Genomic DNA, 13,408 nt, shown 5'->3' with positions numbered 1-13,408 from the left:
ATAGCGTGAAATTTCTTTGTTCATAAAGATGGAATTACGTGTTAGCTCGTTAAATAGTCTGGCTGTAAAAGAAACTACCGGTAGGGAGATACGATGATGGTGCTGCCTTCTCTTTTGAAACTTATTTCCTTTGTCATTGATAACATATTCAGCACGGTTTCCAGGTCGTTGTTCCGGGATATGGACCCGGAGAAGCGCCTGCCTTCCATGCCGCTTTCTATTTGTATATCTACATCATACCACCGCTCCAGTTGTTGCATTACCGTATGTATGTCTGAATTATTCAGTTTGATCATCCCGCTTTTCCAGGCCATGACAGCTTCTATGTCCGGCGTTTTATCCAGCCGGATAGGCCCCGCGGTTGCCGCACCCGCCTGCTGGCCGGGTTTCAGCAGCTGTGCGGCGGATGTGTTGCTCACCTTTACCGCGCCTTCCAGCAGGGTCACAAAAATGCCGCGCTGTTTTTCGAAAGTGTTGACGTTGAAGTGTGTGCCCAGCACCTGCGTAATCACACCTTCCGCATTCACCTGGAACGGTTTTTCGGCGGACTGGCTTACTTCAAAATATGCTTCGCCTGAAATGGTTACCTGCCTGCTGTCCGCAAACGCAGCCTGGTATTGGAGTGAACTTTCGGCATTCAGCCATACTTTGCTGCCGTCGGCCAGCGTAACGGTAAGGATGGCTCCGCCCCTGGGTACCCTGAGTGTGTTGGGCATCGGCGTTTGTTCGCCCCCCTCGTTTTTGTACAGGATTCCGCCGTCGGGCAGTTTGTGAATGCTGGTAGGGCCTTGTTGCGCCAGGAGACCGTCTTTTGCATTGTCCAGGCGGATAATGGAACCATCCGCAAGGGTAAGTGTGGCGGTGGCCGATGCGGGAGCTGTGGTCACTTTGCCGGCACCGGCGGAAATGCCTTGATTTTGGTGATCGTTTTGGTTGCTGAAAAGATAAAATGCGGCGCCGCCCAGGATGAGCAATATGGCTGCGGCGGCGGAGAGCCTGCGTATCAGGGGTGTGCGGCGGATGACCGGCTGTTCCGTTTCCAGCTGGTGAATAATGGATTGGAAGATCCTTTTCTTTAAACCTTCTTCCGTATCGTCTTTCAGCCATTGCTGGTCAAAACCCGGCTGGCTGTTGTACCAGGCTTCAAATTGCTGCTTCTCTTCTTCTGTTATGGTGCCGTTCAGCCATTTTTCCGCCAGGGAATTGATGTCGTGTTCTTTTTTCATACCGGTGGATAGTTACGCTCTATGGATATAGAGTGGGATTTGAACCGGTACCCTTAGTCGGATGAAAAATATTTTTTCCGGGGCATGAAGCCGGGCTTCCACCAGGAATCAGCTTTTGGGAAAATTGAGTATTTCGGCATATCCCGGGCCGGCCGGGCATCTTTCTAAAAACCGTTTTCGTGCAGCCAGTTCAGGCACCAGTCGAACCATCTCACATCCGGGCCGGGATGATCGTACTGGAACCCGTGGTTGCCGGATTGGAGGATATGCATGGAAGTCCTGACGTTGGCATCCAGCAGGGCGTTAAAAAACAACAGGCTGTTTTTCACCGGCACGGTATCGTCATCCGCCGCATGTACCAGGAATGTGGGGGGAGTATTGACGGAAACATGTTTTTCGCTGCTGTAAAGATCCAGTAATTCCTGCGGGGCGTCTTTGCCCACGAGCCGCTCCCGTACTCCGCTGGCGATGGCCGTATCAAAAAGGATAACAGGATACACCAGCACCATAAAATCAGGGCGGAGGCTGATGTGCTCTTTGTTTTCGATCACCGGCCTGCCGAACTGCGTGCCGGCCGTGCTTGCCAGGTGTCCGCCCGCCGAAATACCCACAAAACCGATTTTGTCAGGGTTGATGTTCCACTCTTTTGCCCTTTTGCGCAGGGTGAGCACCGCCATTTGCCCGTCCTGCAAGGGAGCGATGCTTTTATCGGTCATCACGGCATCGTTGGGAAGGCGGTATTTTAATACAAAGGCGGCAATTCCAGCCTTATTGAATTCACGGGCGAGGGCGGCGCTTTTCACCGCCGGAGCCAGCACGGCATAACCGCCGCCGGGGCAGATGATCACCGCTGTGCCGGTGGCTTTGTCTTTAGGGGGCAGGTAAGCCGTCAGGCTGGGCCAGGTGACGTTCCTCGTCAACCCGGAACTGTCCACCTGCTCTACATAATCCGCAGGCGCGGGTGTTGAATTGGGCACTTCTTTTTCGTACAGCATGATGACGTTCTGCTGTGCATGGGAAAAACAGGTAACCGATAGAAAAACAGCGGTTATGATTACACTTTTCAATTGTCCGGGTTTTATGGTACGGCCCGAAATTAGCGTTTGGGAAGAAGGGGAAATGTGCGGAAATGCTCAATTTGTCAGCATTGTTTTCGGTAGCCGAGCGGCTGAACGGCATACTCCGACTTAAACGCGCGGCAAAAGGCGCTGGTATTTTCAAACCCGCAGAGCCAGGCTATTTCATGCACCGGTTTGCCGGTATGCCGCAGCAGCTCAGCCGCCCGTTGCAGCCTGATCCGGATAAGGTACTGGTGGGGAGTGGTGCGGAATACGGCTTTGAACTGCCTTACCAGCTGCGGTACGGACAGGCAGGTGATGCTGCTGAGGGCGTCCAGGCCGGGGCTGTCCATGTAAGAGGATTGCAATACGTCTTTGGCGATGCAGAGGCGTTTGTATATTTCGGTCTGTGTGCTGGTTTTAAGCGCGTTCACCTTCCGGGCGCGGCCTGCTTCCGATTTCCAGGTACGGACGAGGTAATGCAGTAAAAAGACAAGATATTCATCCGCCACAGCGCCGGAATACCCCTCGCCGTCCAGCGTAGCAACGAGCGCGGACAGCTGCCGCTGCAATTCCGGGGTAATGTCATTGAGCGTCTGGAAAAATTCAGGGCTTTGGCCGCTGGTTAAAGGGTTGTCCAGCATCATTTCCTCGCTGTGCAGCGAATCGTAAAAAACAGACGATGCAAACTCTTTTTTAAAAAAGACAGACAGGGTCTTCACTTTTTCTCCTTTTTCGATGTTGCAGGAGTAGGTCTGATCGTCGTTCAGGATGAGGAAACGCCCGGGCCTGATGGCCAGCCGGTGATTGTTGACGCCATACCATTCCTCGCCGCTGAGCACCGTTTTAAAGGAAAGACAACCCACGTGTTCATCACAATGGCTGTGGCTGCTCAGGGCGTTGAAGATGATATTGTGTTTTTTGAATCTGCTGAAATGCAACGCTTCATCGAACCCTGGCCTGGTATGGTCCGGCAGGCTGGTAAAATACATAGTCTGCTAATATACTGGTTTTTGAGATTAGCACACCCCGAACTATGAACTATATCGATTTAGTATTATTTTTAACTGATCAGGTTTAGCTCACGAAACTTCTACAGTAAAATGAATTATCAGTTTAAGACCCTGCCGGCTTTAGTATGGCTGATATTGGCCGCTGTTACGGCAAAAAGCCAGTCTTCCACGTCCTATACAAAGTACGTCAACACGTTTATCGGCACCGCACCGCTCACCGACCCGAAGATCCTCGGTTATGAACTGCCCGACGGCTGGCGCTCATGGGCAGGGCTCACTTTCCCCGGCAGCTCTTTGCCCAATGCCATGGTGCAGCTCAGCCCGATGACGGAATACGGTTCCGGCGCGGGATATGAATACGAAGACAGCGTTATTTTCGGCTTTACGCATACCAACAAGGGCCATTGGAACCTTTGTAATATCCCCGTGCTACCGGTGTCCAAACCTGGAGAGAAGTTCGGCTCAAGGTTTACGCATAAAAAAGAAAGCGCCGCCCCGGGGTTTTACCAGGTATTCCTGGATGATTACAACGTGAATGTAAAACTAACCTCTACTTTAAGATGCGGTTATCATCAATACGAATACAAGGACAATACGGCCATGCAAATACTGTTCGACCTGGCAAGGTCCAATAACAGGGTGTCCGGCTGGAGCATTGAACAGGTGGGCACTTCCGTTTTGCAGGGCTATCAGCAGACCGGAGAGCGGATCTATTTTTACGCAGAGCTGAACACTAATATCGAAAGGCTTGAAAAAAAAGAAGAAGGTCAACGCACGGGCCACGCCATCGTACACCTGGCAGATGGTTCCAAAGGCCCGGTGGAGATGAAGATCGGCTTGTCTTTTGTGAGCGTTGAAAATGCAAAACAGAATCTTGAGCAGGAGATCGGCGGCAAAACTTTCACACAGATACGCAACGAGGCGACGCAGAAATGGGAAACGTTGTTGTCATCCATCCAGGTAAAAGGCGGCACGCCCAAACAAAAGGAAATGTTCTATTCCTGTTTGTACCGCTCCTTCCTCTGGCCAGCCCTGCGCAGCGATGTGAACGGCGAGTTCACCGACGCGCAGCGCAAAGTGGCGAAAGCTGATTTTAACTATTATACGGAGCCTTCCCTCTGGGATACTTACCGGAACAAAGATGTACTGCTGGGACTTGTTTCCCCGGCTGTAGGGCTGGATGTGATCAAATCCATGAAAGATGTGGGAGATAAAAAAGGATTTATCCCTACTTTTTTTCACGGCGATCATGGCGCATCATCCATTGCGGGGGCTTACCTGAGAGGGATGGATGATTTTGATGTGAAAGGCACGTATGAAATTTTATTAAAAAACGCCAATGTACCCGGCGGCGCCCGCCCGCATATACAGGAATACATCGAAAAAGGTTTTATCTCCGACCCGGACATCCCGGACCCGAAGGTGGAAACCAAAGCAAAAGCAGGCGTATCCAAGACCCTGGAGTATTCCTATGACGATTATTCACTGGCGCAGATGGCTAAGAAGCTGGGAGATACCGCGAATTACAGGATACTGATGGCCCGGTCAAAGAACTACAAAAATATGTTCGACCCTTCCACGCGGTTTATGCGGGGGCGGCTGGAGAACGGTGACTGGATCAAAAATTTTAACCCGGAGTTCCCGTATTACGAATACATGTACCGCGAAGCCAATGCCTGGCAGGTATCATTTTTTGCGCCGCATGACATGAAAGGGCTGATTGAGCTGTATGGCGGCGATAAAGGTTTTGAATCAAAACTGGATTCGTTGTTTACAGTTCCCTGGAACCCCAGTTACATAGCCAGGAACGTTGAAACGATGATCGGGCAGTACTGCCACGGCAACCAGCCGGACCATGAGGCGCCTTTTGCGTATTATTTTATCGGCAAACCGGAGAAGTCACAAAAGATCATCGATACGATCCTGAACAGTCTTTACGGCATCGGTGAAGAGGGACTGGCGCTCTGCGGGATGGACGATGCGGGTGAAATGTCCGCCTGGTATGTGTTCAGCGCATTGGGCCTGTATACGTTCTCCGCCACCGATCCGGAGTATATTGTCACGGTTCCGCTGTTTGACGAAGTGAAATGGAAAACGGCCGGCGGCAAATTGCTCACGATCACAAGATCGGGCAGGAGCAGGGATATGAAAGCTATAAAAGTGAATGGGAAAGAGATCCGGGGATATTTTGTGCCGCACGACCTGTTCAGGGATGGTGGCAAGATTGAGATAGTGACGAAGTAGCCGTATCAATTCAAATAATTCAAAAGCCTGTGCATTATGCATGGGCTTTTATATTTCCCTAAAAATCCAATACCAGCTCATCCGCGTCCAGCGAAATGGAATGTGCGATGTATGCGGAAGTCTGTTGCGCTGCCTCGGTCAGGGCGGCTTCTTTGGGCATTTTGTTGTAAAAGAAGTGAAGGATGAACAGTGCCAGGAAAGTATCCCCGGAGCCGCCGAAATTCCTCGACAGGTAAGGATGATAGAACGAAAACCGCCTGTCCCCATACATCTCCACCCCGATCTCTTCGGTATTCAGTAACATGCTGGTCACCACCAGTTCAGCATCCGGGTAACGGGAGCGGAACTGCCGGATATACTCCTCCGGTCCGCCTTCCGCCGCGGGATCATTACCGGTCAGGATCTTTATTTCCGAAAGATTGGGAAAGACCATATCGGACACGCGGATGAGCGCGGGCCATTTCTCCGCGATCTCGACGGGCACGTACATCCGCCCATGGTCCCCGCAGACGGGGTCGGTTACGACGCATTGAATGTTCGGTTTGTATTTCTGTATCAGCGTGGTGAGGATGTCTGCCTGCTCCGGTTTGCCCAGGTAACCGATGTAAAGGATGAGTTTTTGCCGCCGGTACACGGAAAGTTCAAATACCTCCGTCAGCAGTTTTTCAAACGGTACATCCAGCTTGGTAACGCTTTTCATATTCGTTAACCCGCTCAGCACCACGCTCGGGACGGGCAATACCCTGGAGCCGAGTATCCTGATCATCGCTTTCAGGCTTGCCGTGCCGTGTACCGCAAAACTGCCCACCGCCAATACCTTCAGACTTTCCATAATTATTCCATGTTGCGCCTAAATGTATGAATTATACTGTTAACCCATGCTAACGGTCTGTTTAAGATTTCTTAACAATAAGCTAAAACGAAACGATGCTTTTGTTTTCTACTTTTGGGAATTCTTTAACGTTATTTAATATTTACAAAGTCCCGTAAAATTCCTTCTTATGAAGGAAGCAGGCTCGTTTTGTGTATGATCAGGCAACAAGCCTTCCATAAAAAATAACTCCGTAAATCCCCGGCAGATCAGGCGCCGGACCTTCAGGACATGAGAAAAAACATCGTGCGAAAGCAGGAGAGGGATTGCCATGCCCATACCGTAATCAGCAATTCAAAATATAACAGTACCAACTCAGAAAACAGTCAAAACAAAGCCCGGCGCAACATTCCGAAAGACGCCGGGGCAAGGGGTGAAAATTAATGAATGTTTCAGTCAAAAAAATTAACAGTATGAAAAAAATCAGTCAGTCAGGCAGGCAGGGGACACCTTATCCCAAAGTACCCGGATTGCCGCGTTTCAGCGTTTTGCCCGGCAAAATGCTGTTGCTTCTTATTTTATTATTTACCGCCGGTTTTCAATCGGTTGTTGCACAACAGGCTACTGTAACCGGTAAAGTGACCGCTGGCAATGGCGACCCGCTTCCCGGCGCTACCGTGCGTTTAAAAGGCACCAATACAGGCGCCGCCACCAATGTTGACGGTGTTTATTCGCTGGCTGTACCCAATGGCGCCAACGGCGTCCTGGTATTTTCTTTCGCCGGTTATACCACGCAGGAGCTGCCCGTATCCGGGCGTTCCGTGCTGAACGTAACGCTCCAGGAAAGCGAGACGGGCTTAAATGAAGTGGTAGTGGTGGGTTATGGTACACAGAAAAAAGTGAACCTCACCGGCGCTCTTTCCATATTGGATATGAAAACAAAAGAAAACACGCCCATTACCAATGCCAGCCAGGCGCTGCACGGCGTTTCCGGCCTCTGGGTGAACCAGGCGGGCTCAAGGCCCGGCGCGGACAATGCCACCATCCGCATCCGCGGTGTGGGCACTACGAACAACAGCAACCCGTTGGTGCTCGTAAACGGTATGGAGTATGATATGAACGAGATCAACCCGAATGATATCGAAAGCATTACCGTGCTGAAAGATGCGTCCGCAGCCATCTACGGTTCCAGGGGAGCCAATGGCGTTGTATTGGTTACCACCAAAACCGGCAAGGAAGGCAAGATGAAGATCAACTACAACTTTTCTTACGGCATTCAGAGCCCGACCATGATGCCCGATGTAGTATGGGACCCGATCGAATATATGCAACTCAAAAACCAGTCCCTGCGCAACGAAGGTAAAACCGTGGTGGATTACACCGATGCACAGATCCAGCAATACAAAGACGGTATGGCTGCCAATCCTTACGCCTACCCGAACCTTGACTGGTTTGACCTCGTGATGGACAACGGGCAGATGCAGCAGCATCACCTGCAGTTCTCCGGTGGCACCGATAAAGTGACTTACAGCCTCTCCCTCGGTTATATGGACCAGAAAGGCGTGCTGATTGCGAACGACGAAGCACAACGTTATTCCATCGACCTGAACGTATCCGCGCAGGTGGCTAAACCGCTGCGTGTAGGCGCCAACATCATCGGCAACTACCGTAAATCTACCGAGCCCGCGGATGGTACCGCTTCTTACTTCGGCTCGCTGATGCGTGTATTGCCCATCTTCACACCTTATCTCCAGGATGGCCGTTATGGCAACACGGTATTCCGTACCCCCGGCCGCAACTCCATCGAAAACCCGATGAAGCTGGTGAAAGAAGGTTACCGCAAACCAGAAGCGCAGCGCCTGTTCACCAAAGTGTACGCAGACCTCCAGCTGCCCTTTAACATCAAATACAATGTGAACCTGGGCATCGACAAACAGGATAACTATGACAGGCGTTTCAACAACAGGGTGACCACCTACGATCCGCTCACCCTTGCACCGATGACGTACGGCCAGACGGTTGCCTACAACGGCAATACCAGCAACCTGAACATGACCTTCTACCAGACTTTCAACTGGGACAAGACCTTTAACAGAGCACACAATGTATCGCTGATGATCGGTTCCAGCTATAGCAGCTTCGGTACGTCCAACTTCAGCGCCAGCATTGAGAACGTGTCAGGCAACTCATTGAGCGCAATTGATGCCGGCTCTCTTAATCCGGCTGTAACAGGGGTTACTAACCAGGACAGGCTTGCTTCTTACTTCGGTCGCGCTAATTACAATTACAAAGACAAGTACCTGTTGGAATTTATATTCCGTTATGATGGTTCTTCCCGTTTTGCCCGTGGAAACCGCTGGGGTACATATCCCGGTGTTTCTGCAGGCTGGCGTATAGACAAGGAAGGGTTCTTTAATGTAAAGAACATCGACCTGCTGAAGCTGCGCGTTTCTTACGGCAAGCTGGGTAACCAGCAGGTGCCGTTGTACAGCTACGCAAACACGGTGAAGCTGGGGTATGACTATTCGTTTGGCAATACCATTGCTCCCGGCGCTGCCATCACTGCTTACAGCGATCCGACCATTGAGTGGGAAAGGACCAGCACCTACGATGCAGGCCTGGACGTATCGGCATGGGGAGGCAAACTAACGGCTGAAGCCGATGTATTTAAAAGACGTACTTCCGGCATCCTGCGCCAGGTAGCCATTCCCGGACAGGTGGGTAACCTGGCGGGCCCGCAGCGCAACATCGGTGTGGTGGACAATATCGGTTTCGAACTGAACCTGGGGCACCGCAACCGCATCGGTGATTTTACCTATGAACTGGGTGGAGCTATCAGTTATGTTAAAAATGAAGTAGTGGACCTGAACGGCGAAACGTTGATCAACGGCAGAAGGATATTAAAAGCAGGATATCCTATCGATGCTTATTATGTGCTGGAAGCTACTGGCATTTACCAGTCGCAGGATGAGATCGACAAAAGCGCGAAAGTAAGCAACGCAGTAAAACCCGGTTACCTGAAATATAAAAATCAGAATGGCGACAATGTGATCAATGGGGACGACAGGATCATCACCGGCTCATCCATCCCGAAATGGAACTACAGCTTCACGATCAATCTCGGTTACAAACGTTTTAGCCTGAATACATACCTCCAGGGCGTGCAGGGGATCAATATCTATCCCACTGCAAACCTGGCCTACCCGGTGAACAACGGCGCGGGTTTAACCAAAGAATGGGCAACCGATTCCTGGACGCCCCAAAACACAGGTGCCCGCCTGCCGATTTTGTCTACGCCGCAAGGCGCCTCTGAGAACTACCAGAACTCCACTTTCTGGTTCCGCAGCGGCAACTACCTGCGTATACAGAATGTCCAGCTGAACTATGTGGTGCCCGAAAGACTGCTGGCAAAAGCCGGTATCAGCAAGCTGAACCTGTTCGCCAACTTGCAGAACTTCTTCACATTCTCCGAATATAAAGATTCTGATCCCGAGCGCAACATTACAGGCGATAACCTCTATGATTATCCCCTGCTGAAAACTGTGAGTTTTGGTCTAAATCTTAATTTCTAATCTTAATCCGAAGAATCTATGAAAAAGATACTTTATATTTTTATAGCTGGCGTGATGCTGACGAGTTGTGGAAATAAAATACTGGACACCGAACCCACCGACCGTTATACAGAAGGGATCTTCTGGACCACCGAAGCCAATGCAAACATGGGCTTGATAGGCTGTTACAATACACTTCGTTCCGAAGGCGCCTTTGGCGGTACCGCTACACCGCTCTGGGAAGAAACCGCCACGCCCAATGCTTATAATTACGACAACTCCGGTGGCTGGAACGTGATCGCTTCCGGCACACAGACCGGATCGAACTCCGCTATCGTAACCGCCCGCTGGAACGCTGCCTACGAAGGTATCGGCCGTTGCAATACCCTGCTGGCCAAGATAGACGGTGTGCCGATGGACCAGGGCGCGAAAGATAAAATGAAAGCGGAAGCTGCTTTCCTCCGCGCGTTGTATTATTCCCTGCTGGAAATGTACTACGGCGGCGTGCCCCTGATCCTCGATCAGCCGAACCCGGAAACGCAGTCCATGCTCCCGAGGAACAAAAGGGAAGAAGTGGTGGCCCAGGTGCTGAAAGACCTGGATGCCGCCGCGGCCGTGCTGCCCGTAAAATATACCGGCGCAAATGTAGGTCGTGCCACCAAAGGCGCCGCGCTGGCCCTGAAAGCCCGTGTGCTCCTGTTCGAAGCAAGCCCGCTGATCAATACCACCGGCGATAAAAACAAATGGAAACTGGCCGCGGATGCCGCTAAAGCCGTGATGGACCTCGCCGGTACAGGTTACGATCTGTACAGCGATTACCGCAGCCTCTTCCTGCCCGCGAACGACAACAGCATCGAATCCGTATTCGATGTACAATACACCGCGCCCACACAAGGCAGCTCCTTTGACCTGATCGGCCGCCAGTACAATACGAACGCGCCTGTGCAGGATATTGTATATGCTTACCAGATGAAAGACGGCCTGCCGCAGGCGCAGTCTCCCCTGTACAATCCCGCCAAACCCTACGAAAACCGTGACCCGCGTATGTACGCTACCATCGTATATCCCGGCGACCAGTTCCAGGGCGAGCTCGTAACGCCTACCAGGTTTGTGGTGACAGGGTATGGCACCAAAAAATACACCATTTACGATAAGGAAGCCAACCCGAACAACCTGCAGGGCGGCCGCTCCGAGATCAACTATATGGTGATCCGTTTTGCGGACGTGCTGCTGATGTACGCCGAAGCGCAGAACGAAGTACTGGCAGCGCCGGACGAATCCGTGCGCGAAGCGGTGAACAGGGTAAGAAGAAGGGCGAAAATGCCGGAGATCGGAATCGGGAAGAGCCAGGATGAAATGCGTACCATCGTTCGCAGTGAAAGAAGGATAGAACTGGCGTTTGAAGGATTTTATTACAATGATATCCGCCGCTGGAAAATTGCGGAAACAGTGATGAAAGGCGCCATTCTCACTTACGACAACAAACCGATCATGACCCGTACATTTGATCCCAAAAGAGATTATTGGTGGCCTATCCCTGACGTTCAGCGCGACAGGAACCCTAATCTTGAAAAAAATCCGGGTTATTAGTTATCTTAAAATGGCTGAATGTGATCAAACATTCAGCCATTTTATCTAAAATATCAACCATGAAACAGATCATTGCAGCGGTTTTCTACCTGGTTCTTTTTTCCGGTACAGCATTCTCCCAGTCAAAAGCCATTCCTCAAAGCTGGAAGTTGGGAACCTCCACCATCCTGCTCCCGGACATGACGCCCGCTACCCTCGCGGAGGTGAAACAAAGCGGTATCGATTACCTGGAGATAGGCTGGAAAGGGCCATTGGTGAGCGGCACACCGGCGGAGCGCCTCACGTTCGCCCGTACGGCATACCAGGACGCAACCCGGGCCGGGTTGGTATTGTGGTCCACGCATATTCCTTATGGCAAACGGCTTGACATTTCCGAAACAGACCCGGAAAAAAGGCCGGCCATTCTTGCGGCGGTAAAGGAGTACATAGACCTGGCCGTGGAGATGCATGTAAAACAGATCGTGATCCACCCCAGCACGGAGCCGATCGCCGATGAAGACCGGCCCAAAAGGATCGCGGCCTGCCGTGAATCGTTAAAGGAACTGGCCGCCTATTGTAAGGCAAAAAACGCCTCCCTGGCGCTGGAGGGCCTGCCACGTACCTGCCTGGCCAATACCAGCAAAGAGATATTGCAGATACTGGATGGCATCGATGGGGTAGGCGTCTGCTTTGACTCCAATCACCAGCTCCAGGAGAAACCCGAAGAATTTGCAAAAGCTGTCGGTCCCCTCATCCGCACCCTGCACATCTCCGATTATGACGCGGTGAACGAACGGCATTGGATGCCCGGCCGCGGCATTATCAACTGGAACAATGTGATCGCCGCGCTGATCGCCGCAAAATATGAAGGCGCTTTTATGTACGAGGTAGTGAAAAAAGAAGGCGATAATATTACTTTTAAGGACCTGGCGCCCAATTATGAAACACTGAAAAAAGCATGGGCCGCTCAATAAATAATATCATTATGCGTTTTAAAAACATTTTCTGCTTCGGCGCGATGCTGCTCTTTATGTCCGCCGCCAATGCGCAGACTGCCAAAAAATTCCTCGTTTGCGGGGACACCAAAGTGTTGCTGGTGGATTATAACAAATCCAAAGACAGCATTCCCGAGGTGATCTGGACCTGGGACGCCAGCCAGGCCACGGACCTTTCCGAGGACTACCGCAAAAAATTCCGGACCATGGACGACTGCAAAGCCATCAATGACGGCAAACAGATCCTGGTATCTTCTTCCTCCGGTGCTATCGCTGTCGTGAACCTGGAAGACAAAAAAGTAATGTTCGTATCCAGCGTCCCCAACTCGCATTCCATCGCCCTGCTGCCGGACAACAGGATAGCGGCCGCCGCTTCCACGAACAAAGCGGGCAACAAGATCATGTTGTTCGATATCGCCCATCCTGAAAAGGTGTTGTATACAGACAGCCTGTATTCCGCGCACGGCCTGGTATGGGACGCGAAAAGAAAAAGCCTTTTTGCGCTGGGTTATTCCGTTCTGCGCGAGTACAAGATCGTTTCAAAGGATGCTTTGCAGCTGAAAAATGAATGGAAGATCCCCGGCATTGGCGGTCATGAGCTGCAACCGTCTCCCGATGGCGGACATCTTTTTGTGACCGAACATAACGGCACATGGGTGTTTAATATCAAAGACCAAAAGTTCAGCAAACTGAAAGGCCTCCCGGACGCCGAGAACGTAAAGAGCCTCGGACAGATCAAAGCGGGACAGTACATCTACACCATCCCTGAGGAAAGCTGGTGGACATTCCATGTAAAATTCTCTTCACCGGAACGTGTTTTTGCGTTCCCCGGTCTGCATGTTTACAAAGCGCGGTGGTTTACGAACTGATCGCGGGATCTATAACTGTTACTTTTTGTTTGCCATCCCCATCCTGTACGGATGGGGATTTTTTTTTGCCCG

General features: G+C 51.3%; 9 protein-coding genes. 5 read left to right on the top strand and 4 right to left on the bottom strand.

Annotated elements, in window-relative coordinates; translation table 11 throughout:
• Positions 1 to 74: 74 nt before the first annotated feature.
• From EG028_RS05215 to EG028_RS05205, 3 genes are all read right to left on the bottom strand, one after another.
• Positions 75 to 1,226 carry a FecR domain-containing protein gene (locus EG028_RS05215; RefSeq protein ID WP_120515265.1) on the bottom strand — a complete coding sequence of 384 codons (1,152 nt, stop codon included), beginning with the start codon at positions 1,224 to 1,226 and terminating at the stop codon, positions 75 to 77.
• 164 nt (positions 1,227 to 1,390) lie between these two features.
• On the bottom strand, positions 1,391 to 2,293 hold the full coding sequence (locus EG028_RS05210) for an alpha/beta hydrolase (protein ID WP_241559063.1): 903 nt from the start codon (positions 2,291 to 2,293) through the stop codon (positions 1,391 to 1,393).
• A gap of 74 nt (positions 2,294 to 2,367) precedes the next feature.
• Positions 2,368 to 3,276 carry a helix-turn-helix domain-containing protein gene (locus EG028_RS05205; protein WP_120515267.1) on the bottom strand — a complete coding sequence of 303 codons (909 nt, stop codon included), beginning with the start codon at positions 3,274 to 3,276 and terminating at the stop codon, positions 2,368 to 2,370.
• Positions 3,277 to 3,387: 111 nt separating this feature from the next.
• Between EG028_RS05205 and EG028_RS05200 the strand changes: the two genes are divergently transcribed.
• Positions 3,388 to 5,541, top strand: a complete 2,154-nt coding sequence (locus EG028_RS05200; RefSeq protein WP_120515268.1) for a GH92 family glycosyl hydrolase — start codon at positions 3,388 to 3,390, stop codon at positions 5,539 to 5,541.
• Positions 5,542 to 5,599: 58 nt separating this feature from the next.
• On the opposite strand, the gene EG028_RS05195 is transcribed toward EG028_RS05200, so the two are convergent.
• Positions 5,600 to 6,373 (bottom strand): bifunctional hydroxymethylpyrimidine kinase/phosphomethylpyrimidine kinase, encoded by a 774-nt coding sequence (locus EG028_RS05195; protein WP_120515269.1) that lies wholly within the window; start codon positions 6,371 to 6,373, stop codon positions 5,600 to 5,602.
• Between the two features lie 452 nt (positions 6,374 to 6,825).
• Between EG028_RS05195 and EG028_RS05190 the strand changes: the two genes are divergently transcribed.
• The 4 genes from EG028_RS05190 to EG028_RS05175 are packed head-to-tail and all read left to right on the top strand — an operon-like array spanning position 6,826 to position 13,336.
• On the top strand, positions 6,826 to 9,924 hold the full coding sequence (locus tag EG028_RS05190; RefSeq protein ID WP_162946283.1) for a SusC/RagA family TonB-linked outer membrane protein: 3,099 nt from the start codon (positions 6,826 to 6,828) through the stop codon (positions 9,922 to 9,924).
• Positions 9,925 to 9,942: 18 nt separating this feature from the next.
• The gene (locus EG028_RS05185; RefSeq protein WP_120515271.1) at positions 9,943 to 11,493 is read left to right on the top strand and encodes a RagB/SusD family nutrient uptake outer membrane protein; all 1,551 of its coding nucleotides are present in this window, start codon (positions 9,943 to 9,945) and stop codon (positions 11,491 to 11,493) included.
• Between the two features lie 59 nt (positions 11,494 to 11,552).
• Positions 11,553 to 12,446, top strand: coding sequence for a sugar phosphate isomerase/epimerase family protein (locus tag EG028_RS05180; RefSeq protein ID WP_120515272.1), 894 nt, complete (start codon positions 11,553 to 11,555; stop codon positions 12,444 to 12,446).
• Positions 12,447 to 12,457: 11 nt separating this feature from the next.
• Complete coding sequence (locus EG028_RS05175) at positions 12,458 to 13,336, top strand: DUF6528 family protein (protein ID WP_123864567.1); 879 nt, start codon at positions 12,458 to 12,460, stop codon at positions 13,334 to 13,336.
• The last annotated feature ends 72 nt before the right edge of the window (positions 13,337 to 13,408 follow it).

This window comes from Chitinophaga barathri, from assembly GCF_003807585.1.
Lineage (GTDB): Bacteria > Bacteroidota > Bacteroidia > Chitinophagales > Chitinophagaceae > Chitinophaga > Chitinophaga barathri.
This window is presented reverse-complemented; position numbering and strand designations above follow the sequence as displayed.